This is a genomic window from Neorhizobium sp. T25_27 (assembly GCF_002968565.1).
GTDB classification, from domain to species: domain Bacteria; phylum Pseudomonadota; class Alphaproteobacteria; order Rhizobiales; family Rhizobiaceae; genus Neorhizobium; species Neorhizobium tomejilense.
In genome coordinates this window covers 481,262-505,672 of record NZ_PVBJ01000002.1, presented here as the reverse complement: position 1 = coordinate 505,672, position 24,411 = coordinate 481,262, and the positions used below count along the sequence as shown (strand labels likewise).

The window sequence follows — 24,411 nt, the reverse complement described above, 5'->3', positions numbered from 1 at the left end:
GGCTCAGCCGGCGGCGGTGAAAACCGCCGCGGCGTCTTCCTTCAGCTTCGCCATCATCGCCCGATACGGCCCCGGCCCGTAACTGACCCGGGCAACCCCGAGCTCACCGAGGCGTTTCGGCGACGGAACGCCTCCGAACATCATGATGTTGACCGGAAGCGGCGAGGCCTTGCAGAGCGTCTCGATCAACGCCTCATCGGCCAGTCCGGGTGCGAAGAACCCGTTACCCCCAGCCTCGGCATAGGCTTTGGCACGTTCGATCGCCTGATCGAGAAGTGCTGCATGCTTCGTCCGGTCGCCTTCCTGCAGGAAGAGATCGGTGCGGGCGTTGATGAAGAACGGCATATCACGGGTGTCTGCCAAGGCCCGGATGGCACGGATGCGCTCGGCCTGCTGCTCCACCGGATAGATGCCGCTGCCGCCAACAACCTGATCCTCGAAATTGACGCCTATAGCGCCGGCGTCGATGACCTTAGCGACATTTGCCGCCAGTTCGGCCGGGTCTTCCGCATAACCGCCCTCGAAATCCACCGACAAGGGAAGGTCGATCGCTGCAGTGATCGATTTCGCCGTGGCGAGCAAGGCGTCCAGCGGCAGGTTCTCGCCGTCGGCATACCCTTGCGCTGCGGCAACCGACCAGCTTCCGGTGCCGAGCGCCTTCGCCCCAGCCTCCGCAACCGCCTTGGCGGTGCCGGCATCCCAGATGTTGTAGATGATGACCGGATTGCCCTTCCGGTGAAGCGCTGCGAACGCGGCAGCCTTGTCTTTCTGTGGCATGAATGATCCTCCCATTGATCGGAATACCCTAACCGGTTTCGGTGACGGATGCCGCCGCAAATCGGGCGTCGATCAGGAAAAGAGCAACCCGAGGATGCCGCCGACGATCAAGAGGCAGCCGAACACTTCCATGCGGTTCACCCGTTCATGGAAGAGGAAATAGGACGCCATGAAGGTGAAGACGAGTTCGATCTGCCCGAGCGCGCGGACATAGGCCACCTGCTGCAGGGTCATGGCGGTGAACCAGCCGGCCGAGCCGACGACGCCTGCCAGGCCGACGAGAGAGGATGAACGCCACGAGAGAACGACCTGGACGATCTCGCGCTTGTCCTTCCAGAACATCCAGACCAGCATGAAGGCCGTCTGGAACGTCGTGACGCAGGCGAGCGTCACCGCGGCCTCCATGACGGGTCCTGGGCCGCCGAGCGACAGCGAAGCGCTACGGTAGGAGACGGCCGAAATACCGAAGACCGCCCCGGAGGCGATGCCGATCAGGGCGGTGCGGCTAGTCAGCGCGACCAGCAGGTTGCGCCAGGAGAGCGGCATGCGCGCCATCGAGATCGTCATCACGCCGATCACCCCGACGATGATCGCCGCGACTGAGCCCGGCGTCAGCTTTTCGCCGAGCAGGATGAAGCCGAATATGGCGGCCTGCACCGGCTCGGTCTTGGAATAGGCCGTCCCGACCGCAAAATTCCTGAGCGAAAAGAGATGCACCAGCATCATGGTCGCAAAGATCTGCGCCAGGCCGCCGATCACCGCCCAAAGAGCGAAGGTCCAGTTCAGTACCGGGAACGGATAACCGGCGATATGGTGAAGACAGAGGACATAGAGGATCGCGATCGGAAAACCGTAGCCGAAGCGCACGAAGCTCGCTCCCCGCGTGCCAAGCGAACCCTGCAGATGCTTCTGCAGGGCAGAGCGCAGGTTCTGCAGAAAGGCAGCGGCGATGGTGATGGGGATCCAGAGTTCCATATGCTGGCGGTATCACGCGTTCCGGCAGATCGCCAAGGCCGGCTCAGGCCGAAAGCGTTCGTCTTTTTCGTTTTCTTTGCCGTCGAGCCGGTGCATAAAGCGGCCATGGAAAAAAAGCCGCAGACCTCGCCCGACCCCGCCGATTTCGCCCATGTCCGCGACTGGGTGTTCGATCTCGACAACACGCTTTATCCGCATCACATCAATCTGTTCGCGCAAATCGACAAGAACATGACGGCCTATGTGCAGGAACTGCTGCAGCTCGAGCCGGCGGAAGCGAAAGCCCTGCAGAAACGCTATTACCACGAGCATGGTACGACGCTGCAGGGCCTGATGCTGAACCACGGCATCGAGCCGGACGGGTTTCTCGAGCAGGCGCATGCGATCGACTATTCGGCGCTGTTGCCGCATCCGGAACTCGGCGAGGCGATCAAGGCGCTTCCCGGCCGCAAGTTCATCTTCACCAATGGCAGCGTGCCGCATGCTGAAGCCGCCGCCAGGGCACTCGGCATTCTCGACAATTTCGACGACATATTCGACATCGTCGCCGCAGACTACGTGCCGAAGCCGGCGGGCGCGACTTACGACAAGTTCGCCAGCCTGCACCGGGTCGATACGCAAAAAGCCGCGATGTTCGAGGATCTGCCGCGCAACCTGCAGGTGCCGAAAGCACTCGGCATGCGCACCATCCTCCTCGTGCCGCGCAACCTGGACGCGGTGCTGATGGAACGGTGGGAAAAGCTCAGCGACGAGGACGATCATATCGACTACGTCACGGACGATCTGACAGGCTTCCTCAGCGGCCTCAATATCGGCTAAGGTTTTATCGGCATTACTAAAAGTTCATCCACATTACGGATGTTTAAGTGGTTTTGACCGTTGCAGGCTCTATCTTCAGGCTATCGAAACAACCTGAAGGACCACCGCAATGACCGCGAAGAAGATCGTTCTGGCGACCCTTGGAGCAGCGCTGATCGCCGGCGCAGCCGTTCCTGCCTTTGCAGCCCCAGGGCGTGATGGTCCCGGCCGCCATGGTGGTCCCGGCCGCGCGATGATGCAGGACGTGATGTTCGTGCGCCTCCTGAAGAATGCCGATACCGATAAGGATGGCAAAATCTCCAAGGACGAGATGACCGCATTTCAGGACAAGCTCTTCACCGCGATCGACGCCAACAAGGATGGCTCACTGACCCGAGGCGAGATGTTAGACTATCGTCAGGCGAAGATGGAAGAGTTCCGCAAGACCCATCAGCCCGACGTCGCCAATACCACGGACCCGAAGGACGACCAATCCGACGATAAAATGGCCGACCGTAACATGGCCGACCGGCGTGATGACCGTCGGGACCGCGATCGTTCCGCATGGAACCATGATGGTCAGGGCCGCCACGGCGGGCGCCGCGAAGACGCTCGGTGGGAAGGCCCGCACGACCGTCAGATGATGGGCCGGGGCATGTTCCGCATGGTCGATGAAGACAAGGACGGCAAGATCACCAAGACGGAAGCCACCACCGCATCCGACAAGCTGTTCGCCCGCATGGATAGCAACAAGGATGGAACCATTTCCATCGACGACCTGCCGGACCGCCCCCTCTAGTTCTCCGCCCCCTTGGAACTAGCTCCGACAGTCGTCCAAAGGACCCGCCCCCTCCCCAAGGGGCGGGTTCTTTTATTTTCGGGTCAGGAAGGTCTCTGCTCGACCGCAGTCACCCGGTCGGCGACCTCCTCCACCTTGTCCTCGATCCGGACAAGAGAGTGCTCGATCGTCGACTGCATGTGGGATAAAGCCCCGCCAAGTTCGATTTTGATGGAAAGCTCAAGATCATCCCGAACTTCCGCCTGACGTCGTTCCAGGCGCTTCGAAAATTCATAAGTCTGAATCGTCAGGGTTCTGATTTCAGCAACTTCCTTGCGAAGCGCACGAATCTCATCGTTCGTCCGCTGTCCAAGCTTCGCCAGAAAATTCAGGTCTACGACTTCATCGCTCATCGGTACGATCCTCTACCAACAATCTAATCGCGAACGTCCGGACTTTCAATCAGGCCCTCAATGCTCGTAAAAATCCGAGATGATCTTCCAAGCCTGTTCCGAGGTTTCAACAAAACTGATGAGGTTCAGGTCATCCGGCGCGATGGTGCCAAACTCCGCGAGCGCGCCAAAGTTGATGATGCCGCGCCAGAAGGATTCGCTGAACAGGATGAGCGGTATGGGCTCCATGCGCTTGGTCTGGATGAGGGTGAGCGCCTCGAACATTTCGTCCAGGGTGCCGAATCCGCCGGGGAAGACAACGACTGCCTTCGCCCGCATCATGAAATGCATCTTGCGGATGGCGAAATAGTGAAAGTTGAAGCTGAGCTCCGGCGTTACGAAGCGGTTGGGAGCCTGCTCGTGGGGCAGCATGATGTTGAGCCCGATGCTCGGGGCACCGGCTTCCGACGCACCGCGATTACCAGCCTCCATGACGCCGGGGCCACCGCCGGTCACCACCACGTATTCCTGATGATTGTAGCCGGCCGAGTGTTTGCCGCAAAGGGCCGCGAACTTGCGCGCCTCGTCGTAATAGACCGAAGCCGCTTCGAGGTTCTGGCGCTGGGTGTCGTTGCGGGCGGCCCAGGCGCTCTGGCCGGGAGCCGGGATGCGCGCGCCGCCGAACAGCACGACCGTCGATCTGATGCCGCGCTCTGCCAGTGCCATTTCCGTCTTCATCAGCTCGAGCTGAAGCCGCACGGGACGAAGCTCTTCGCGGCTCAGGAATTCGTCATCCGCATAGGCGAGGCGATAGGAATGCGATTCCGTCTGCGGCGTCCTCGGCTGGACTGCGGCGTCGTTTTTGTCCGCCTTGTTGTCCTTCAGCGGATCCCAGACCCCGTCCTTGCGCCGCGGCCCGTCCTTCTTCGCCTTTGCCATTCGCATGATCCTTCCGGCGTCAAATGCATTGACGCCAATTCACATTGACGCTTGAGTGGCGGTCGCTTAGATCAAAAGACACCAAATGGCCACCTCTCCCACCATCACGATACAGAGTGACGTTTAAGGATTTCCCATGAGCAGCCCCGACTTCTCTTCTCTTGAAAAGACTATCGAGACGGCCTTCGACAACCGCGACACCGTAACGGTTTCGACCAAGGGAGAGATCCGCGACGCGGTCGAAGAAGCGCTCAACCTGCTGGACAGCGGTAGGGCGCGAGTTGCAAGCCGGGGCGAAGACGGCGTGTGGACGGTGCACCAGTGGCTGAAGAAGGCGGTGCTCCTGTCCTTTCGCCTCAACGACATGGAAGTGGTCAAGAACGGCCCCGGTGCCTCCACCTGGTGGGACAAGGTGCCCTCCAAGTTCGAGAACTGGGGTGAGAACGAGTTCCGCGCCGCCGGCTTCCGCGCCGTGCCGAACGCGGTCGCGCGTCGCTCTGCCTATATCGCCAAAAACGTCGTCCTGATGCCCTCCTTCATCAACCTCGGCGCCTATGTCGATGAAGGCACCATGGTCGACACCTGGGCGACCGTCGGTTCCTGCGCCCAGATCGGCAAGCACGTGCATCTTTCCGGCGGCGTCGGCATCGGCGGCGTGCTGGAGCCGATGCAGGCAGGCCCGACCATCATCGAGGACAATTGCTTCATCGGCGCCCGCTCGGAAGTGGTCGAAGGCTGCATCGTCCGCCAGGGTTCAGTGCTCGGCATGGGCGTGTTCATCGGCAAGTCGACCAAGATCGTCGACCGCGCCACCGGTGAGATCAGCTATGGCGAAGTACCGCCCTATTCGGTGGTCGTCGCCGGCACGCTGCCGGGCAAGCCGTTCCCGAACGGCGAGCCGGGCCCCGGCCTCTATTGCGCCGTGATCGTCAAGCGCGTCGATGAAAAGACCCGTTCCAAGACCGGCATCAACGAACTGCTGCGCGACTGATCTCATCCAATGTCCAGTGCCGATCCCATCGCCAATCTCCAGACGCTCATCCGCTGCCCCTCGGTGACACCCGCCGAGGGCGGCGCGCTGGCAACGCTGGAGGCCATGCTGCTTCCGCTCGGTTTCAAGGTCGAGCGCATGGTGGCGACGGAGCCCGGCATGCCGGACATCGAGAACCTTTATGCCCGGCTCGGCAGCGATGCGCCGCATCTGATGTTCGCCGGCCATACGGATGTGGTGCCGCCGGGGGATGAAACGTCATGGAGCCGGCCACCGTTTGCCGCCGACATCATCGGGGGCGAGTTGTTCGGCCGCGGCGCGGTGGACATGAAGGGTGGGATCGCCTGTTTCGTCGCCGCCGTCGCCCGCCACATAGAGCAAAATGGCGCGCCAAAAGGCTCGATTTCTTTTCTGATCACCGGCGATGAGGAAGGCCCGGCGGTCAACGGGACCGAGAAGCTGCTGAAGTGGGCCGTTGAACGGGGCGAGACCTGGGATGCCTGCCTGGTCGGCGAGCCGACCAATCCCGATGTGCTCGGCGACATGATCAAGATCGGCCGGCGCGGTTCGGTCTCCGGCAAGGTCACCATCTTCGGCGTGCAGGGCCACGCGGCCTATCCACATCTGGCCGACAATCCGGTGCGCGGCCTGCTGCCGTTTGCATCTGCCCTGATGGACCCGCCCTTCGACGGCGGCACGGCGGAATTCCCGGCCTCCAACCTGGAAGTGACATCCATCGATGTCGGCAATCCGGCGACCAACGTCATTCCGGCAAAGGCCAGTTTCGCGTTCAACATCCGTTTCAACGACACCTGGACTGCCGATACCGTCAAGGCAGAGATCGTCCGACGGCTGGATGTGGCGGCGATCGGCGGCCCGTTTCGCCCGAATCGGGAACCGGCGCGCTACGAAATCACCTGGGCGGAGCGCCCAAGCCACGTGTTCCTGACCCGCAACAACGCTCTGATCGCGTCGCTTTCCGGCGCTGTCGAGAGCGTGACCGGCAAGGTGCCGAAGCTCTCTACGACGGGCGGAACGTCTGATGCCCGGTTCATCAAGGATTATTGCCCCGTTGTGGAATTCGGCCTGGTCGGCAAGACCATGCACATGATCGACGAGCGCGTGGCCCTTGCCGATCTGGAGACGCTTACCCAAATCTATGGGACCTTTCTCTCCCGCTGGTTCGATAATGCCCTCCTATCATGAAGTCAGGCTCTACCTCGGCGGCCTCTGGCTGCTGATCCGCGGCGATGCGCGCGGTTTGCGGCCGTTCGATATTTCGGACGAGGGCGTGTTACGTTCGTTCTGGGCAGTCGCCTGGTGCGCGCCGGCATTAATTATCGGCTGGATCTTCCGGCGGATGGAATACCTTCGCCATTTCCCTCAACGAGAGGACTATTCCTTCATCTTTTTCCTGAAGATGCTGGTCCTCGAAGCAGCCCAATGGGTCGTGCCGGCCGTGGCGCTTATCGCCCTCGGCTTCATTCTGCGCTTCATGCCGCTCGTGCGGATTCTGATCGTGGTGCGCAACTGGTTTACCGTCCCGCTCGCCTATGCGACCTATGTCATCCTCGCGCCTCTCGCCTTTCTTTCCAATCAGCATGGCGCTCTTGCAAGCCTTGCCGGCTACGGCGTGATCGCGCTGGCGGCGGCCGTTCTGATCGCGGCGCTTTTTCTCATGTGGTGCATCCTGAGAACCGTCATGGGTGGCCCGGTGATGATACGAGTTGCGACCCTCGGGCTCGTGGTTGTGGCGGAAATTATTGTTGCGCGCGAACTGGAGAAGATCATGGGGGTTGCGTTAACCTGATGCGTGATTTCGCCGTTTTGCGGGGAGGCAACCTTGCCCTCCTATCCTGAAGTCAGACTTTATTTGAGCGGTCTGTGGCTGTTGATCCGCGGCGATGCGCAGGGTTTCCGCCTGCTCGACATTTCCGATCGCGGCATGATGCGCTCGTTCTGGGCGTTCGTCTGGTGCCTGCCGGGAGCGTTCATCTCCTGGCTTTGGTGGCGCGACTATCTGCTCGAAGGCATGCCGCCCGGCGCCCGGACCGGCGGGATTTTCTTCGTTCGCATGGCGATGCTGGAAATCTTCAACTGGCTGGTGCCGCTGATCCTTGCCGGCGTACTCTGCTCGCTTCTCGGCATTGCCCGAAAGTTTCCGGCGGTCGTCGTCAGCGTCAACTGGCTCTCGGTTCCCTTCGCCTATCTCTACGGCCTGCTGAGCCTGCGCTTCCTGTTGCCATCCAGCCTCGATACCGTCCTGGCGCTTGTCCATTTCGCACTGCTGATCGTCATGATCGTCGCTGTATCGCGGGTGATGCGGATGATCTGCGGGCCGCAGCCGCTGATGATCACCACGCTGGTGCTGGTGCTGATCGTGCCGAGCATGCTGCTGACCGAAGCCCTGCAGCGTTTCCTCGGCATCTATCCGCTCTGATGAGACCCGCGCTCAGGCTCTACGGGGTCGCCTGGATAGTCAACGCGCATGAAATAAAGCCCCTCCGGCGGCGCCACCGGTCCGCAGGCTTTGCGGTCGCGGGCGTCCAGTGCCGCGCGGACATCCGCCGGCGTCATGCGGCCTTCACCGGCCAGTTTCAACGTGCCTGCGAGCGAGCGTATTTGATTGTGCAGGAAACTCTGTGCCGTCGCGCGGATTTCGATCAGGTCGCCGTTGCGCGTGACATCCAGCATGTCGAGCGTGCGGACGGGGCTTTTCGCCTGGCAATGAACCGAACGAAAGGTCGTGAAATCGTGCTTTCCGACCAGCGTCTGGGCGGCGGCGTGCATGACTTCATGATCCAGATCCTTGGTGACCCACCAGGCGCGCTTCGCATCCAGCGCCAGCGGGCCGGCGCGTGAAATGATGCGGTAGAGATAATATCGCCGGACAGCCGAAAAGCGGGCGTCGAACGTATCATCGACGACCTGCACGCCGATGATGGCGACTTTCTCCCTGGCCATGCCCAGATAGGCGTTCAGCGCGTCGCGCAGCCGGTGTGGCGGCCACGACCGGGTGAGATCGACATGCACCACCTGCCCGCGCGCATGAACGCCGGAATCGGTGCGGCCGGCGCCCTTGACCACCACGCTCTCCTTGGTCAAGGACAGGATTGCGGTTTCAAGCGCCGACTGTACCGAGTGGCCGTTCTTCTGCTTCTGCCAGCCGACATAGGGCGTGCCGTCATATTCAACGATCATGCGGAATCGCGGCATCAGGAGAGCCTCGTGCCAGGCCCCAGCGGCGTACCGCGCAGGAACTCCGCTGCGGCCAGGGGCTTGCCCCCGGCCTTCTGCAACTTGAGGAGCCGCACCGCACCCGCGCCGCAGGCAAGCGTCAGTGCGTCGTCCAGAACCGTTCCGGGCTCGCCCTGCCCTTCGCAGATTACCGACAGAAGAACCTTCACTCGCTCCAGCCTGCCGTTGATCTCCGCCTCGAACCATGCGCCCGGGAAAGGCGACAGACCACGGATGTGGTTATGCACATCCGCTGCGGGTTTCGAAAAATCGATACGCGTCTCGCCCTTGTCGATCTTGGCGGCATAAAGCACGCCTTCCGGCGATTGCGGCGTCAGCGGCAGGTCGTCGGCTTCGAGCTTTTCCATCGCCTCGACCATGGTACGGGCACCGACCAGCATCAGCTTGTCGTGCAGTTCGCCTGCCGTCATGTTATCGGCGATTTCCACTTCCCTCGTCAGCGCAACGGGGCCGGTATCGAGGCCCTTTTCCATCTGCATGACCATCATGCCGGTCTTCCTGTCACCCGCCATGATCGCCCGCTGGATCGGCGCGGCACCGCGCCAGCGTGGCAGGAGCGAAGCGTGGCCGTTGTAACAACCGAGCTGTGTGCCTGTCAGGATCGCTTCCGGCAACAGCAGGCCGTAGGCGACGACAACGGCAACATCCGCCTTGAGCCCGCGGAATTTTTCGCGCTCTTCGGGATCCTTGAAATTCACCGGCGTAAAAACGGGGATGCCCAGCAGTTCGGCGGCCTGATGGACCGGCGACTTCACCAGATCGAGCCCGCGGCGACCACCCGGGCGCGGCGGCTGGGTATAGACTGCGACGATCTCGTGCCCCGCGTGCTTGAGGCTCTGCAGCGTCGGCACGGAAAATTCCGGGGTTCCCATGAAGATGATGCGAAGAGACATGGACCTTCCGCGTCTCAAGAGACCGCGCCTTCTTAACTCGGATCGCCCGAGCGACGGTTCAGACCGCCTTGGACTTGGCAGCCTTGGTGAATTTCTTGATCACCATCTCGCGCTTCAGGCGGGAAATATGGTCGATGAAAAGCACGCCATTCAGGTGATCGATCTCATGCTGCAGGCAGGTGGCGAGCAGGCCATCGGCCTCTACCACATATTCCTTGCCGTCGCGGCCGAGATGCTTGACGCTCACGGTCGCCGGGCGTTCCACCTCGGCATAATATTCCGGAATGGAGAGGCAGCCCTCTTCATACACGGAGCTCTCGTCTGAGGATGTGACGATCTCCGGATTGATGAAGACCTGCGGCTGCTTTTCCTCGCCCTCGCGCGCAATATCGACGACCAGCAGGCGGCGCGGCACGCCGATCTGGATCGCCGCAAGGCCGATGCCCGGCGCGTCATACATGGTCTCCAGCATGTCGTCGGCGAGCCTCAGAAGCTCGGCGTCAACACGCTCTATCGGCTTGGAAAGCTGACGCAGGATCGGGTCAGGCAGAATAATCAGAGGCTTGATCGTCATGGCTTCCCATAACCCATCTTTTTTTCCGAAGGAATAGAAATTACGGCCGGAGGAAGCCCAATGTTCATGTTTTGATCTTTTCAAGCGACAAAATTCTGTTAGTTTCCCGCCATGAATAATCTCGTTGCCAGCCTTTCCCGTTTCTTCGACGATCCGCGCGCTGCCGTCGTGGCGGTGATGTGTGCAGCGGCATTGCTGCTGTTATGGTTGTTTCTGGGGCGCCGGGCATCGCTTCGGCGGCAGGAAGATGCGGCCTTGCGGGCGATGGAAGGCGAGGCCCGGCTTTCCGAACTTCTGAAAGCGCAAAGCGAGATGCAGGGACGGTTGTCGGCAATGGCGGAGACGCTTTCGACGCGGCAATCGGAACTGAACCAGTCGGTCAGCCAGCGGCTCGATGGCATGACCCACCGGATCGGCGCTAGCATCACCGAGCAGACCAAGTCGACGCACGAGAACCTGCAGCGGCTGCAGGAACGGCTGGCGGTGATCGACGCCGCCCAGAACAATATCCAAACGCTGGCAAAGGACGTCGTCGGCCTGCAGGCGATCCTGTCGAACAAGCAGACACGCGGCGCCTTCGGCCAGGGCCGAATGGAAGCGATCATTGCCGACGGATTGCCGATGGGGGCCTACGGCTTCCAGACCACGCTTTCGAACGGCACCAGGCCCGACTGCACGATCAGGATGCCGAACGGCGCTCCGCCCTTGGTGATCGATGCCAAATTCCCGCTCGAAGCCTGGAACGCTTTTCGCGAGGCTGCGGCACCCGAAGCCAGAAGGGCCGCCGCCCAGGCCTTCAAGCGCGACCTCGAGGTCCACATCCGCGATGTCTCGGAAAAGTACCTGATCCCGGGCGAAACGCAGGAAATGGCTTTCCTTTTCGTGCCATCGGAATCGATCTTCGCGGAGATCCACGAGCATTTCGAAAGCGCGGTGCAGAAGGCGCAACGTTCCCGGATCGTCATCGTCTCCCCTTCGCTGCTGATGCTGTCCATCCAGGTCATCCAGGCCGTGCTGAAGGACCAGCGGATGCGCGAGCAGGCACATCTCATCCAGGGCGAAGTGGCGCTGCTGATCGAGGATCTTTCCCGCCTCGACGACCGTACACGCAAGCTGCAGACACATTTCTTCGCGGCGCAGAAGGATGTCGAACAGATCCTCACCTCCACCGACAAGCTCAACCGCCGCGGCGCAAAGATCGAGGCTCTCGAACTGGAGGCTCCGGCGGAGGCCGGGGCAGCCCGCGAGCTGCCACAGGCGAAAGTGGTCGAAAGCCGTACCGGTCTTCTCAAACTGCGGGTGGTTGACGAGGAGTGATCCTCTCGGGCAGTGTCGCGCGACTTTTAATCAAGCACGCAGGCCCGCCATGATCACCGTCCTCGGCTCCATCAACATGGATCTCATCGCCACGACCGAGCGTCTGCCCCAGCCAGGCGAGACGGTTGCAGGATCAAGCTTTGCGACGGCCGCCGGCGGCAAGGGTGCCAACCAGGCGCTCGCCGCCCGCCGTGCCGGAAGCACGGTGCATATGGTCGGAGCCGTTGGGGAAGATGGTTTTGCTACACCGGCGCTGGCGCTTCTCGATGACGCCAAGGTCGATCTCTCAGCGGTCGCGCGCGTAACCGATCCAACGGGCACGGCCCTGATCCTGGTGGGGGGCACGGGCGAAAACATGATCGCGGTGGTGGCCGGCGCCAACGGTACGGTAAGCATGGCGCAGGCCGAAGCGGCGGTCGAAGCCATGAAGACCGGCGATGTCCTGATGCTGCAGCTCGAAATCCCGGCGGAAACGGTGGAGACGGCGCTCAACGCGGCGCGCGCCAAAAGCGTGCTGACGGTGATCAACACGGCGCCGCTGACCGGTGATGCGGCCCGGCTTGCCCGGCTCGCGGATATCGTCGTTGCCAATGAAACGGAATTCGAACTGCTGGCCGGAAGCCCGATCCCCAACGCTGCGGCGCGCCAGGAGATGTTGAAAAAACTGCACGCGGAAACCGGCCAGACATACGTCGTCACGCTCGGCGGCGACGGCGTGGTCGCGATCCGCGACGGAGAGATTGTCACGGCCGAGGGATTGAAGATCGAACCGGTCGATACGGTCGGCGCCGGCGACACGTTTTGCGGTTATCTGGCCGCCAGCCTCGAGCAGAGGCTCGATTTTGCGAAAGCGCTCCGTCGCGCCGCGGTGGCCGGTTCGCTCGCCTGCCTCAGCCGCGGCGCCCAGCCATCGATCCCGCCCGCCGAGGCGGTCGACGCCAGGGTCTGAGCTGCTCCGATCGAGTATTTCCCCCTACTTTCGCCGTTGCGGCAGAGCAAGCATTTGTAATTTTAGTCAACATTAACATATCGCTTTTAGGGTCACGGATATCTCTGCGGGGACGAGATTCGATCCGCCTCGCGGCCGCTCCATGAAGGAGCCTCACCCTGTCCGCACTCCGAGGCAATTGATGTTTTCGCTCAAGGTCAAGTCGCTCTCCACGAAGCTCATACTGGTAACGAGCCTGGTGATCGCCGGCGTTCTGGTTCTCTCCAACTTCTTCCTGATTTCCCAAACCCGCAATCGCGTATCGACGCTGACCATGGCGCAGGCGCAGGCCGAGGCGCGTTCGATCGCCAACGAAGTGGCCGTCGATATGGGCCAGCTCGCCGGCGCGGCACGCTCGATGGCGGGCGTGATCGGCCGCGGCCATGCTGCGGGTTATCTCGACCGCAAGGGCGTCACCGACGCTCTTAGGGCCAACCTGGAGCAGAATGCTTTTGCCTATGGCAGCTGGTTCGCCGAAGTTCCGGGCGTATTTGACGGGAAGAACGCCGAGCTCGTCGGCAACAAGGAGATGGGCGCCAACAAGAAGGGGGAGCTTGCCCCTTACTGGACCAAGAGCCGCACCGGCAATATCGCCTATAGCGTCTTCGACATCGACACCCAGGCGGAATGGTATTCGCTTGCGGCCACCTCGAAGAAAGGCTCGCTCACCCAGCCCTATATCGAAAGCACGACGGGCGATGCTGTCGCCATGAGCTCCGTCGCCTACCCCGTCATGTCCGGCTCCAACCTCCTCGGTGTTGCTGGCCTCGACGTCTCGATGGCGACCCTGACCAAGAAGCTCCAGGCGATGCGGCCGTTCGGCTCCGGCCGGGTTCTCCTGGTGTCGCAAGGCGGCAAATGGATCGTGCCCGTCAATCCCGACAAGCTGATGAAGCCGGTCGAAGGCGAAAAAACGAGCGAGCTGCTGGCCGCGCTGAAGTCGAACCAGCCGGTCCAGCTCGACAACCTGACCGCCGATGCGGCGGAACCCTTTGAACGCGTCGTCTATCCGTTCACGGTTCCGGACCTCAACGCCACCTGGGCGATCGTCCTGGACGTGCCGCAGAGCGTGATTGCCGCGCCGGTTCAGGACCAGACGCTGATGATGGTGCTCGGCGGGATCGTCATCATGGGCGCCTGCATCGCCACCCTCTATTTCGGCAGCACCATCTTCGTGCGGCGGCCTCTCGGCGCGCTGCTCGGCAGCGTCGATACCTTGAGCAAGGGCCGGTTCGAGCAGCCGGTCGAGGGCCAGGACCGCACCGACGAGATCGGCTCGCTGGCCGGAGCGCTTGAAGGCTTCCGCCACACGCTGGCGGACGGCCGCCGGCTCGAAACGGAAGCGGAAGCGCAGCGTAATGCGGCGGAAAACGAGCGCCACCGCTCGGAAGGGGAGCGCGAAGCGAGCGTCCAGCAGCAGCAGCGTATCGTCAGCTCACTCGCCAATGGCCTGGCGGAACTGTCCAACGGCAACCTCGGCTATCGCATCCAGGACGACTTCCCAGGCGAATATGCCAAGCTGAAGGTCGATTTCAACAAGGCGCTGGAAAGTCTCGAGGAGACGATCGCGACGGTAAGCTCCACCGTCTACAATATCGGCAATGGCAGCCGTGAAATCACCACCAGCGCTCAGGACCTGTCGCGCCGGACGGAGCAGCAGGCGGCAAGCCTGGAGGAGACCGCAGCCGCGCTCAACGAGCTCACCGCCCAGGTGAACTCCAGTGCCGAAAACGCCAGCTCCGCCGCCGCCACGGTCAACCTCGCCTGCGACGATGCGGAAAAGTCCGGCGAAGTGGTGCAGAAGGCCGTGGCCTCGATGCATGGCATTGCCCAGTCCTCGCAGGAAATCTCCCGCATCATCGGCGTCATCGACGAGATTGCCTTCCAGACCAACCTGCTGGCGCTCAATGCCGGCGTCGAAGCTGCTCGCGCGGGCGAGGCCGGCAAGGGATTTGCGGTCGTCGCGCAGGAAGTCCGCGAACTCGCCCAGCGTTCCGCCACTGCCGCCAAGGAGATCAAGGCGCTCATCAACGCATCGACCAGCCAGGTCAGCGATGGGGTGGAACTGGTCGGCAAGGCCGGTGACACTCTGCAGAAGATTGCCGTGCAGGTGATGCAGATCAACGGGTTGATCCGCCAGATTTCCGCGTCGGCAAGCGAACAGGCCGTCGGCCTCAAGGAGGTCAATTCGGCGGTCAACCAGATGGACCAGGTGACCCAGCAGAATGCCGCGATGGTGGAAGAGACCACCGCCGCGAGCACGGTGCTGAGCACGGAAGCGGAAACGCTGAAGTCGCTGGTCGCCCGGTTCCGCGTTTCGGCGCATGCGACAGGCCATGCCCAGAGCGCGCCTCAGGCGCTGCGCCAGGTCGCGCAGACCATGCGGGCAACGCGGCCGACCCCGCCCGCACCGGCCCCACGTGCCAAGCCGGCGCCACGGGCTGCGATCTCCCACGGTTCGGCCGCCGTCGTAGCGGACGACTGGCAGGAATTCTGATCGCAGCTTCAGGTGAAAATACAGAAAAGCCGCCGTGCAACCGGCGGCTTTTTCTTTGTCGGCTTATCCCACCTCAGAGCCGGGCGACCCGCTCCGTCAGCAACTCAAAAAAGCCGTCGGCATCGACATGGCGCATCACCTTGGCATTCGGCTTGCGACCGGAGACGTGCCACCAGTCAACCACCGTCATGCCGACCGTCAGGGCCGATTGCGTCTCGATCTCGACATTGCAGTCGCGGCCGGAAAAGAGTTCGGGCTTGATGAGGTAGGCGATGACGGTGGGATCATGCAGCGGCCCACCATCGGAGCCGTATTTTTCGATGTCGAAGCGCTCGAAGAAGGCGAGCCACGCGACCAGGACCTCCGCCGGACGGGTGCCGAGCGCGGCGATCTTTTCGACGCGGGCTTTGGTCGTCAGCAATTGGTGGGTGACGTCGAGCGGCATCATGACGATCGGCATGCCCGAGGCGAACACGGTCTTTGCCGCTTCCGGATCGACATAGATGTTGAATTCGGCAGCCGGCGTGATGTTGCCGCCTTCGAAAAAGCCGCCGCCCATCATCACCAGTTCCTTCGCGCGCCCCGCGATGTCCGGCGCTTTCTCGAGAGCGAGCGCGATATTGGTGAGCGGCCCGAGCGTGCAGAGCGTTACCGTTCCGGCAGGCTCAGTGCGCAACGTGTCGATGATGAAGTCGACGGCATGGATATCCTTCACCGGCATTGTCGGTTCGGGCAATTCGATACCGTCGAGGCCGGTCCTGCCGTGCACGTGCTCGGCGGTGACCTGCGGGCGCATGGTTGGCTTCAGCGCGCCCTCGTAAACCGGTGCATCCGGCCTGCCACAGAGTTCGCAGACGATCCGGAGGTTGCGGCTGGTGTAGGAAAGCGGCACGTTTCCGGCGACCGCGCAAAGACCAAGCACCTCGATCTCGTCGGGGCTTGCAAAGGCAAGCATGATCGCCGCGGCATCGTCCTGACCCGGGTCGGTATCGATGATAATTTTCCTGCGCTGCATGAATGCTCCTTTTTTTCCGGGTAGTGGTCCACAACCTGACATTCTGTCAAGTGCCGCATGACCGGCATGGGCAGCCGTGTCCATCAGGCCCCGGCGCTCATCCTTGCGGTCGCCGCCGTAACCTCCCATATAACGAACGAGTTGGCGGGCCGCCCGGCGGGCGCCAACGTGGTCGCTTGTTGCAAGGACTGTCCGATGAGCCGAATGACGCCGTTTGCGAGCCCCCTGCTTCTGGGCTTCGACGCCATGGAAAAGACGCTCGAACGCCTTGCGAAGGCGAACGACGGTTATCCTCCCTATAATATCGAACGCATCCGCGCTGACGCTTCCGGTGCTCCTGAACGGCTGCGAATCACGCTGGCCGTCGCCGGATTTTCCGAAGCCGAGCTCGAGGTGACGACGGAAGAAAACCACCTCGTCATCCGCGGGCGCCAGACGGAGCAGGGTGAGCGCGACTATCTTTACCGCGGCATTGCTGCCCGGCAGTTCCAGCGCATGTTTGTACTGGCCGATGGAATGCAGGTTTCCGGTGCCTCGCTCAAGAACGGCTTGCTGTCGGTCGACCTTATCCGCCCCGAGCCCGCACGCATGGTGCGAAAAATTAACATTTCCGTCTCAGAGTAGGTCAATGGCGCTAATGCCATTGCCCCTCAATGCTGGAGGCTGGAATGCTCCTGAAAGAAGCGAATACGCGTTTGACGCAGTCCGAACTTGCTCATCTGGGCGCTGGAGAGGTCGGATACATTCGCAAGATGCGGTCGGAAGAAGTTTCCCGCTGCTTCCCTGAAGCCCCGGATATCGATCCCAGTCTCGATCTTTGGGCCCTGTTCGGCGCAGATGGCACGCCGATTCTCCTGACCGACAATCGCTCCAGCACCTTCTTCAAGGCTGCTGAAGACGACCTGAAGACCGTCAGCCTGCACTGACCTTTCAGGCTTTCCTGAACGTCAGATAGGCCGAGGGGCGACCTTCTCGGCGGGCCTTGTTCTCGTATCGCGTACCCGGCCAGCCAGCGAAGGGCGTCAGCCAGTCGGAAGATTGCTCCGCCTGCCATTGGAAACCGCCATGGTCGCGGCAATGGATCAGCGTCCAGTTGACATAGGTGTCGATGTCGGATGCGAACAGGAACAGACCGCCCGGCTTCAGCACGCGGTGGAAGCGGTCCAGATTGACCGCAGACACAAACCGCCTTTTCCAATGTTTCCGCTTTGGCCAGGGGTCCGGATAGAGCAGGTCGATGCGATCGAGCGATGCATCCGGCAGCCAGTCCAGAACCTGCGTGGCGTCGTCGTCATAGACCCGGATATTCTTGAGCCCCAGTTCGTCGACGCGCGACAGAAGCTTCGCCATGGAATTGACGAAAGGCTCGACGCCGATGAAGCCGGTTTTTAAATTCTCCTGCGCACGGTGGACCAGGTGCTCGCCGCCACCGAAACCGATTTCCAGCCGCATCTCCTCGACCGGTATCGGAAATATCTCCGACAGCGCCGCCGGCGCTGGCGCCTGAAGATCGAGCTTCAGCGCGGGCAGCAATGTCGCCATCCCCTCCGCCTGGCGTTCGCGGAGCTGCTTGCCCTTGCGGCGCCCGAAGAAGGCTTCGGTGCTGCGGCTCGGGTGCTGCGGTTCGGTCATAGGCTGGTCTCTCATGATAAAAGCGGGCGTCTCCGTCAGGAGGCACCCGCTTTACAGTTTTATGGAGCTATCCGTAAAGGCCGATCAGGCAGCCTTGAGGGTCTCTTCCTTCAGCGCATCCTTGAGCGGCTTCGCCAGATCGGTCTTCTCCCAGGAGAAGGAGCCGTCGCGGCCGGCCTTGCGGCCGAAGTGGCCGTAAGCGGAAGTCTTCGCATAGATCGGCTTGTTGAGGTCGAGATGGCGGCGGATGCCGGTCGGCGACAGGTCCATGACCTTGCGGATGGCGGCTTCCACCTGGTCTTCCGTCACGCCCTTGCCCGTGCCGTGCAGGTCGACATAGATCGACAGCGGCTGCGCGATGCCGATTGCGTAGGAAATCTGGATGGTGCAGCGGTCGGCAATGCCGGCGGCGACTACGTTCTTGGCCAGATAGCGAGCAGCGTAAGCGGCCGAACGGTCGACCTTGGTCGTGTCCTTGCCGGAAAACGCACCGCCGCCGTGGGGAGCCGCGCCACCGTAGGTGTCGACGATGATCTTGCGGCCGGTAAGGCCTGCGTCACCATCCGGGCCGCCGATGACGAACTTGCCGGTCGGGTTGATGTACCACTTGCAATCCTTGGCGATCGGCAGGTCGCCGAGCGCTTCGCGGATGTAAGGTTCGACGACCTGGCGGACCTTTTTGGAGTCCCAGCTCTCGTCGAGGTGCTGGGTGGAGAGAACGATCGAGTCGACCGCGGCCGGCTTGCCGTTTTCGTAACGCACGGTCACCTGGCTCTTGGCGTCCGGGCCGAGCTTGCCGGCATCGCCCTCGCCCTTCTTGCGGGCGATTGCGAGAAGCTGCAGGATCTTGTGGGAATAATAGATCGGCGCCGGCATGAGGTCCGGCGTTTCCTTGCAGGCGTAACCGAACATGATGCCCTGGTCGCCGGCACCTTCGTCGCCCTGCTTGTCGGCAGCACTGTCAACGCCCTGTGCGATATCAGCAGACTGCGAATGCAGCAGCACGTCGATCTTGGCCGTCTTCCAGTGGAAGCCGTCCTGCTCGTAACCGATGTCACGGATCGCCTTGCGGGCGGCCGACTTGAACTTCGAAGGATTGATGACGTCCTTGCCGTCCTTGTCCTTCTTCATCAGGCTCGGCGGCAGGCGGACTTCGCCGGCAATGACGACACGGTTCGTGGTTGCCAGCGTTTCGCAGGCAATGCGCACGGTCCAGGGATCGACGCCGGTCTTGGCCGCCTCGCGGTACACAAGATCTACAATTTCATCGGAGATACGATCACAAACCTTGTCCGGATGGCCCTCGGCAACGGACTCGCTGGTGAACAGATAACTTGCGCGCATTACGGGATTCCCCTCAAAGAAACGAACGCACCTGTGTTAGTGATTTCCATCGACAAACACAAGCGTACAACGACATAAATATATCTTTATGTCTACAAGTCTGACATTCCCGCAACACCCGATGCTCCGGTGCGGGCAACAAAAAAGCGGCCCGGAGGCCGCTTCTGTGCTGATATCAATGAGCCTTATTCGACCTCGGCATCCGCTGCCAGGGCCTTTACGAGATCTACCACACGCCGGCGAACTTTCGGGTCCGAAATCTTCACGAAAGCCCGGTTCAGTTGCAGGCCTTCGGAGGAGGAGAGGAAATCGACCACGTAGTTGGAGCTCGAGGCTTCCGCCATGCCGCCCTGACCGCCCTGATCGCCCGGCGCATCTTCGAAGAAGAAGGAGACCGGCACGTTGAGAATGCTGGAGATGTTCTGCAGACGGCTTGCGCCGACGCGGTTCGTGCCTTTTTCGTATTTCTGAATCTGCTGGAACGTAATGCCAAGGCTTTCACCGAGCTTTTCCTGGCTCATTCCGAGCATGGTCCGGCGAAGGCGAATTCGGCTCCCGACGTGAATATCGATCGGGTTCGGCTTCTTTTTGTTTTCAATCATAACGGTGTCCTGACGACGTTTGTTGTTCAATCCTCACAACCCGGTCTGCGTGTGGAGATACACTTCGTGCGGCTGGTCACAACAGGCTCAACGTTTGAAGCATATGGCGAGACGAAAGGCTGCGACCACTATGCAATTTTAGGGGTTTTTGGTCAATTCGTCCGAAAATTAAAACCAGCGCGCGAGATGGCTGCAATCAACAACATCAATGCAAGAACCAACCAGAAGTGCTGTTCCCGAGCATTTACATCCCAATGCGGGATGGAAATACTTCCCAAGGTTGCGTCCATCACGCCTTTTTGATTATAATCCAAGCCCCGGATCAGCCTCCCGAAGGGGTCAACAACCGCTGAAACGCCGGTATTTGCGCCGCGAATCAACGGCAGGCCGTTTTCGACGGCGCGGATTCGAGCCTGCTGGAAGTGCTGATACGGCCCCGGCGTCGCTCCGAACCAGCCGTCATTGGTAACATTTAGAAGCGCGCTCACCCGCTCCACGTCCGGCCCAATCTCGTCCGGGAAGATCGCCTCGTAGCAGATCAGCGGATAGAAGGTCCTGCCCCCCGGCAGGGTCAGCATGGCCCGTACTGGCGCGGCACTGAAGCCGCCCGGCATGGCGATGGCATCGGGGATGCCGAGATTGCGCAGGAGATCTTCGTAGGGGACATATTCCCCGAACGGGACGAGATGCAGCTTGTCGGAGGCCGATACGATCTGGCCTTGGCTGTCGATCACATAGATGGAATTGTAAAAACGCGGCGCGAAGCCTGCGCCCGCATCTTCCGAACGGACCGCGCCAGTAATCAGCACCTGGCCATCCTGCAGTACCTCGGCGATGCGGGTCAGCGCATCCGGGTTCTGGGTCAGAATGAAGGGCACCGAGGTTTCGGGCCAGACGATGATGTCCGGCCGCTTGCCACCGTTCTCGGGCGGCAAAGCCGACAACGCCAGATGTTCCTCGAAGATCGCCGCCCGTTCGGCATCGTCCAGTTTTCGCGCCTGGTCGATGACCGGCTGAACGATGCGGACGACCGGCTGAGTGTCGGCGGCTGGAGCCGGCATGGTGTCGGCGACGTGCAGACGGTAGGCGCCATAACCCAGATGGGCGGCAAACAGCAGGACGGCGAGCGTCAGTCCGGTCCGCATGCCCTTTCTGGTGCCGATCAAGGCGGGGGCCGAAAACACGAAGACGGCGACAACCGTCACGCCGAAAATGCCGAGCACGGCTGCGGACTGCATCATCAGCGGCATGGGCATCGCGCCATATCCGACCGCATTCCAGGGGAAGCCGGTGGCGACGAAGCCGCGAAGCCATTCGGCAAGACCGAAGCCGAAGGCGAGCGAGGCCATCCGCCCGAAACCATCCGACCAGAAGATGCGGGCGATCGCCGTCGCGAGACCGTAAAATAGGGCGAGATAGGCAGGCAGGCCAAGAACCGCGAGCGGCAGCGCCCAGGCAAATTCATCCGCTTCCACCAGAAGCGCGTTGCCAAGCCACCAGAGGCCGGCGACGAAATAGCCGAAACCGAAGACCCAGCCGATCCAGAAGGCCGACCGGAACCGCGCGAACCGTCCCCCATCCGGATTGCCGGTGGAACCGTCCATCAGCCAGACGAGCAGCGTGAAGGAGATGAAAAGTGCTGCGAAAAAGCCGAAGGGCGGCAGGGCGAGCGCACCGATCGCTCCTGCGAGAAAAGCGACGACGACGCGCGGGAAGCCCCAGAGAAGCATGATCCTGCCCGCCAGCCGCTCCATCTATGTTCCCTTCCGCCCCCGAATCAGCGGCTGCAGTCTTTCAAAAAATGGCGGGCTTGTCGTGAGGTCAAAGAGGCGGACACCTCAGGGATCATTCAGCCTGGTGATTGCGCCGGTCGGCATCCTGAGCGGATGGCGCCGGCAGCAGGGCAGTTGTCGTCGTCTGATCGGTGAGCAGCATTTCGCCCTCCCCTTTCTGACGGCGGCGCGCGAGCGTTCGCTTGCGCAGGATCCGGACGCGCTTGATGCGGCGAGGATCGGCCTCCAGGATATGGAATTCGAAGCCAGGCACCGCCTGCACCACTTCGCCACGCACCGGAATACGGCCGAGCGCAGAGAAGATCAGGCCGCCCAGTGTATCGACGTCTTCGAGACGGTCGCGAATGTCGAAGTCAGAACCGATCGCCTTGGCGATCTCCTCCAGTTCGATACGCGCATCGGCGACGAACACGTCCTCGCTGGTGCGGGAGAACATGACCTCTTCATTGTCATGTTCGTCCTCGACGTCGCCGATCACCATTTCGACGATATCCTCGTGGGTGACTAGGCCGTCGGTCCCGCCATATTCGTCGATGACGAGCGCGAGCTGGGTGCGGGCGGCCTGCATGCTCTGCATGAGGTCGGAGGCGAGCATCGAGGGCGGCACGAACAGGATCTTGCGGATCAGCCCGGCTTCGGCAACCGTCTGCTCGAGATCGACGCGGCCGAGGTCGAAGGCAGGCCGCGGGGTGCGCACCGTCTTTTCGGCCTTTTCCGGCTTGTCGGTGGCAAGCGGCATCGGCTGGGTGGGTGCGGCGCGCGCACTGGTGCGGCGTTTGTTGCGCGCCTGCTTGGCCAGATAGGACAGGAGGTCGCGGATATGGACCATGCCGCGCGGGTCGTCGAGCGTGTCGTTATAGACAGGCATGCGCGAGCGACCGGTTTCCTCGAAATGGATCATCAGTTCGCCGATCGTCATGGTCATGTCGACCGCCTCAATGTCGGCGCGCGGCACCATGATGTCTTCGACGCGGATCTCGCGGAACCGGAGAATGTTGTGCAGCATCGCCCGTTCCTCGGGCGAGAAGGCATTGCTGATATTGGTGTCGGTCATCAGCGCATCGGCGAGGTCCTCGCGGAGCTTCTCGCCCTGCGACGGCCTGAGTAGCCTCACGGCGCGCGACCAGAAAGAGCTTTGGTGTTTTTGGGCTTCCGCTCGAGACGGACTACTGCCCTCTTCCGAGGAACTCGAGTCGGCGTCCTTGCCCTCACGGGTCGGGTTTGTCGAAAAGTCGTTCATTGGTCCAGACTATACTATCGGGTCTTGCCCCGCATAGGGGTCAGATAGGCCAAGGATGGCCAAAATGCGAGTCTCCAACGCTTCCATTCTTTCCGCTTCGTCCGTTTGCATATGGTCGTAGCCGAACAGATGCAGAAAACCGTGGACGAGCAGATGGGTCAGATGATCCTCGAAACTTTTATCGAGATCAACCGCTTCCCGCTCAACCGTCTCGCGAGCGATGACGATATCGCCGAGCATCGGGCCCGGCATCTTGCCCGGTTCGAGCGGAAAAGCCGGGAAAGACAGCACGTTGGTCGGCTTGTCCTTGCCGCGCCATTCGGCGTTGATTTCCTTGATCGCCGCATCGTCGGTAAAGACCAGCGACAATTCCGGGGCGGTTTTCGGGAATGGCTGCTTTTCCTGGCCCGCCAGGAATTCGGCAGCCGCCCCAAGCGTTTTTTCGCTCAGGGCCAAAAGGGCAGGCTCTTCGGGCCAGCCCTCGTCTTCAATGCTGATCTGTATGTCGAGTTGGGGCATAAGGTTTGGAGCCGACCGTTACCGGTCGACTTCCTCGCTCTCCTCGTGGACGGCATATTGCGCATCATAGGCCCGGACGATGCGGCCGACCAGCGGATGGCGGACCACGTCCGTATCCTTGAAGCGGATCACCGAGATGCCCTCGACGCCCTTCAGGATCTGCAGCGCTTCCACCAGGCCTGATTTCACGCCGCGCGGCAAATCGACCTGGCTCGGGTCGCCGGTGATGATCATCCGGGCATTTTCGCCGAGACGGGTCAGGAACATCTTCATCTGCATCGACGTGGTGTTCTGCGCCTCGTCGAGGATGACGGCGGCGTTTGCGAGCGTGCGGCCGCGCATGAAAGCGAGCGGCGCGATTTCGATGACGCCGGCGGTGATCGCCCGCTCCACCTTGTCGCCCGGCATCATGTCGTAGAGGGCGTCATAGAGCGGCCGCAGATAGGGATCGACCTTGTCCTTCATGTCGCCGGGCAGAAAGCCCAGGCGCTCGCCGGCTTCGACGGCCGGCCGCGACAGGATGATGCGATCGACAGCCCCGCGTTCCAGAAGCTGGGCGGCATGAGCGACGGCGAGATAAGTCTTGCCGGTACCGGCCGGGCCGACGCCGAAGACAAGCTCCGACCGTTCCAGCGCCCGCATATAGGCGTCTTGGGTCGGGGTGCGCGCGACGACCGTCTTCTTCTTGGTGGAAATCTGGCTCATGGAGAGCTTGGCTTTTTTCTCCAGCGTCGGCAGCTGCAGCTGGTCGTCGGCCGCCTGCGCCATGCGGATCGCACCGTCGACGTCGGAGGTCTCGACCGAGCCGCCCTTCTGGATGCGTTCGTAAAGGAAATCCAGCGCCCGGCGCGCCTGGTTGGTCGCCGTCAGATCGCCGGAGATGGCCACCGAATTGCCGCGTGCCCTGGCATCGATGTGAAGCCGCTCTTCGAGAAGTTTGAGATTTTGATCGAACTGACCGAAAAGCTCGCTGGCGAACCTATTGTTCTCGAACGTCAGGACAAAGTGATTGGCGTCGGTAGCGGCGGTGCGGGGGTGGCGCGCGGATGAAGAAACCAATTCACGTCCGTTCAAGTAGGGCAAGCTCCT

Annotated in this window: 26 protein-coding genes; 11 read left to right on the top strand and 15 right to left on the bottom strand. The window is 61.7% G+C overall.

What is annotated here, in order from left to right; translation table 11 throughout:
• Nucleotides 1–3 precede the first annotated feature (3 nt).
• Together C5J24_RS09325 and C5J24_RS09320 are read right to left on the bottom strand one after the other, a co-directional pair.
• Nucleotides 4–777, bottom strand: a complete 774-nt coding sequence (locus C5J24_RS09325) for an isocitrate lyase/phosphoenolpyruvate mutase family protein (protein WP_105417391.1) — start codon at nucleotides 775–777, stop codon at nucleotides 4–6.
• Nucleotides 778–849: 72 nt separating this feature from the next.
• Complete coding sequence (locus C5J24_RS09320; protein WP_105417387.1) at nucleotides 850–1,752, bottom strand: DMT family transporter; 903 nt, start codon at nucleotides 1,750–1,752, stop codon at nucleotides 850–852.
• Nucleotides 1,753–1,857: 105 nt separating this feature from the next.
• Here C5J24_RS09320 and C5J24_RS09315 point away from each other — a divergent pair, with 105 nt between their 5' ends.
• Both C5J24_RS09315 and C5J24_RS09310 read left to right on the top strand, forming a co-directional pair.
• Nucleotides 1,858–2,571: a pyrimidine 5'-nucleotidase gene (locus C5J24_RS09315; protein ID WP_105404245.1), complete on the top strand. Its 714-nt coding sequence runs from the start codon at nucleotides 1,858–1,860 to the stop codon at nucleotides 2,569–2,571.
• 109 nt (nucleotides 2,572–2,680) lie between these two features.
• Nucleotides 2,681–3,349 carry an EF-hand domain-containing protein gene (locus tag C5J24_RS09310; RefSeq protein ID WP_105417385.1) on the top strand — a complete coding sequence of 223 codons (669 nt, stop codon included), beginning with the start codon at nucleotides 2,681–2,683 and terminating at the stop codon, nucleotides 3,347–3,349.
• An 83-nt stretch (nucleotides 3,350–3,432) separates the two neighbouring features.
• Here C5J24_RS09310 and C5J24_RS09305 read toward each other — a convergent pair whose 3' ends face one another.
• Entirely contained in the window at nucleotides 3,433–3,741 is a 309-nt protein-coding gene (locus tag C5J24_RS09305) for a hypothetical protein (protein WP_105417383.1), read from the bottom strand.
• 57 nt (nucleotides 3,742–3,798) lie between these two features.
• Nucleotides 3,799–4,659 carry an LOG family protein gene (locus C5J24_RS09300; RefSeq protein ID WP_105417381.1) on the bottom strand — a complete coding sequence of 287 codons (861 nt, stop codon included), beginning with the start codon at nucleotides 4,657–4,659 and terminating at the stop codon, nucleotides 3,799–3,801.
• A gap of 136 nt (nucleotides 4,660–4,795) precedes the next feature.
• Here C5J24_RS09300 and dapD point away from each other — a divergent pair, with 136 nt between their 5' ends.
• The 4 genes from dapD to C5J24_RS09280 are packed head-to-tail and all read left to right on the top strand — an operon-like array spanning nucleotide 4,796 to nucleotide 8,090.
• The gene (dapD, locus tag C5J24_RS09295; protein ID WP_105417379.1) at nucleotides 4,796–5,650 is read left to right on the top strand and encodes a 2,3,4,5-tetrahydropyridine-2,6-dicarboxylate N-succinyltransferase; all 855 of its coding nucleotides are present in this window, start codon (nucleotides 4,796–4,798) and stop codon (nucleotides 5,648–5,650) included.
• Between the two features lie 9 nt (nucleotides 5,651–5,659).
• Entirely contained in the window at nucleotides 5,660–6,856 is a 1,197-nt protein-coding gene (gene dapE / locus C5J24_RS09290; RefSeq protein ID WP_105417377.1) for a succinyl-diaminopimelate desuccinylase, read from the top strand.
• Nucleotides 6,840–7,460, top strand: coding sequence for a hypothetical protein (locus tag C5J24_RS09285; protein ID WP_105417376.1), 621 nt, complete (start codon nucleotides 6,840–6,842; stop codon nucleotides 7,458–7,460). The genes dapE and C5J24_RS09285 overlap by 17 nt, the downstream gene beginning before the upstream one ends.
• Before the next feature lie 33 nt (nucleotides 7,461–7,493).
• Nucleotides 7,494–8,090, top strand: a complete 597-nt coding sequence (locus C5J24_RS09280; protein WP_105417374.1) for a hypothetical protein — start codon at nucleotides 7,494–7,496, stop codon at nucleotides 8,088–8,090.
• Here the strand turns inward: C5J24_RS09280 and truA are convergent.
• From truA to def, 3 genes are read right to left on the bottom strand one after another with little or no spacing between them, the layout of a single operon-like run.
• Nucleotides 8,078–8,866 carry a tRNA pseudouridine(38-40) synthase TruA gene (truA, locus tag C5J24_RS09275; RefSeq protein ID WP_105417372.1) on the bottom strand — a complete coding sequence of 263 codons (789 nt, stop codon included), beginning with the start codon at nucleotides 8,864–8,866 and terminating at the stop codon, nucleotides 8,078–8,080. The genes C5J24_RS09280 and truA overlap by 13 nt on opposite strands.
• A complete protein-coding gene (gene fmt / locus C5J24_RS09270; protein WP_105417370.1) occupies nucleotides 8,866–9,801 on the bottom strand; it encodes a methionyl-tRNA formyltransferase in 936 nt (311 codons plus the stop codon). The genes truA and fmt overlap by 1 nt, the downstream gene beginning before the upstream one ends.
• A gap of 58 nt (nucleotides 9,802–9,859) precedes the next feature.
• Nucleotides 9,860–10,375, bottom strand: a complete 516-nt coding sequence (gene def / locus C5J24_RS09265; RefSeq protein ID WP_105404180.1) for a peptide deformylase — start codon at nucleotides 10,373–10,375, stop codon at nucleotides 9,860–9,862.
• A 111-nt stretch (nucleotides 10,376–10,486) separates the two neighbouring features.
• On the opposite strand from def, the gene C5J24_RS09260 reads away from it, so the two are divergent.
• From C5J24_RS09260 to C5J24_RS09250, 3 genes are all read left to right on the top strand, one after another.
• The gene (locus tag C5J24_RS09260; protein WP_245446594.1) at nucleotides 10,487–11,692 is read left to right on the top strand and encodes a DNA recombination protein RmuC; all 1,206 of its coding nucleotides are present in this window, start codon (nucleotides 10,487–10,489) and stop codon (nucleotides 11,690–11,692) included.
• A gap of 49 nt (nucleotides 11,693–11,741) precedes the next feature.
• The gene (locus C5J24_RS09255) at nucleotides 11,742–12,641 is read left to right on the top strand and encodes a ribokinase (RefSeq protein WP_105417368.1); all 900 of its coding nucleotides are present in this window, start codon (nucleotides 11,742–11,744) and stop codon (nucleotides 12,639–12,641) included.
• Nucleotides 12,642–12,822: 181 nt separating this feature from the next.
• Nucleotides 12,823–15,177: a methyl-accepting chemotaxis protein gene (locus C5J24_RS09250; protein WP_105417366.1), complete on the top strand. Its 2,355-nt coding sequence runs from the start codon at nucleotides 12,823–12,825 to the stop codon at nucleotides 15,175–15,177.
• Nucleotides 15,178–15,250: 73 nt separating this feature from the next.
• Here the strand turns inward: C5J24_RS09250 and C5J24_RS09245 are convergent, their stop codons facing one another.
• Nucleotides 15,251–16,192, bottom strand: a complete 942-nt coding sequence (locus C5J24_RS09245; protein ID WP_105417364.1) for a nucleoside hydrolase — start codon at nucleotides 16,190–16,192, stop codon at nucleotides 15,251–15,253.
• 195 nt (nucleotides 16,193–16,387) lie between these two features.
• On the opposite strand from C5J24_RS09245, the gene C5J24_RS09240 reads away from it, so the two are divergent.
• Together C5J24_RS09240 and C5J24_RS09235 are read left to right on the top strand one after the other, a co-directional pair.
• On the top strand, nucleotides 16,388–16,816 hold the full coding sequence (locus tag C5J24_RS09240) for an Hsp20 family protein (protein ID WP_105417655.1): 429 nt from the start codon (nucleotides 16,388–16,390) through the stop codon (nucleotides 16,814–16,816).
• Between the two features lie 44 nt (nucleotides 16,817–16,860).
• On the top strand, nucleotides 16,861–17,118 hold the full coding sequence (locus C5J24_RS09235; RefSeq protein ID WP_046630469.1) for a DUF1150 family protein: 258 nt from the start codon (nucleotides 16,861–16,863) through the stop codon (nucleotides 17,116–17,118).
• A gap of 4 nt (nucleotides 17,119–17,122) precedes the next feature.
• Here C5J24_RS09235 and trmB read toward each other — a convergent pair whose 3' ends face one another.
• From trmB to C5J24_RS09200, 7 genes are all read right to left on the bottom strand, one after another.
• Nucleotides 17,123–17,824 carry a tRNA (guanosine(46)-N7)-methyltransferase TrmB gene (gene trmB, locus C5J24_RS09230; RefSeq protein ID WP_105417362.1) on the bottom strand — a complete coding sequence of 234 codons (702 nt, stop codon included), beginning with the start codon at nucleotides 17,822–17,824 and terminating at the stop codon, nucleotides 17,123–17,125.
• Between the two features lie 84 nt (nucleotides 17,825–17,908).
• Nucleotides 17,909–19,168 (bottom strand): methionine adenosyltransferase, encoded by a 1,260-nt coding sequence (gene metK / locus C5J24_RS09225; protein ID WP_105404186.1) that lies wholly within the window; start codon nucleotides 19,166–19,168, stop codon nucleotides 17,909–17,911.
• Nucleotides 19,169–19,353: 185 nt separating this feature from the next.
• A complete protein-coding gene (locus C5J24_RS09220; RefSeq protein ID WP_037079404.1) occupies nucleotides 19,354–19,770 on the bottom strand; it encodes a helix-turn-helix domain-containing protein in 417 nt (138 codons plus the stop codon).
• A 152-nt stretch (nucleotides 19,771–19,922) separates the two neighbouring features.
• Nucleotides 19,923–21,524, bottom strand: a complete 1,602-nt coding sequence (gene lnt, locus C5J24_RS09215) for an apolipoprotein N-acyltransferase (protein WP_105417360.1) — start codon at nucleotides 21,522–21,524, stop codon at nucleotides 19,923–19,925.
• Nucleotides 21,525–21,615: 91 nt separating this feature from the next.
• Entirely contained in the window at nucleotides 21,616–22,803 is a 1,188-nt protein-coding gene (locus tag C5J24_RS09210; RefSeq protein ID WP_105404188.1) for a hemolysin family protein, read from the bottom strand.
• Between the two features lie 9 nt (nucleotides 22,804–22,812).
• Nucleotides 22,813–23,322, bottom strand: coding sequence for an rRNA maturation RNase YbeY (gene ybeY / locus C5J24_RS09205; protein WP_105417358.1), 510 nt, complete (start codon nucleotides 23,320–23,322; stop codon nucleotides 22,813–22,815).
• A gap of 18 nt (nucleotides 23,323–23,340) precedes the next feature.
• On the bottom strand, nucleotides 23,341–24,396 hold the full coding sequence (locus C5J24_RS09200; RefSeq protein ID WP_007756049.1) for a PhoH family protein: 1,056 nt from the start codon (nucleotides 24,394–24,396) through the stop codon (nucleotides 23,341–23,343).
• Nucleotides 24,397–24,411: the final 15 nt, after the last annotated feature.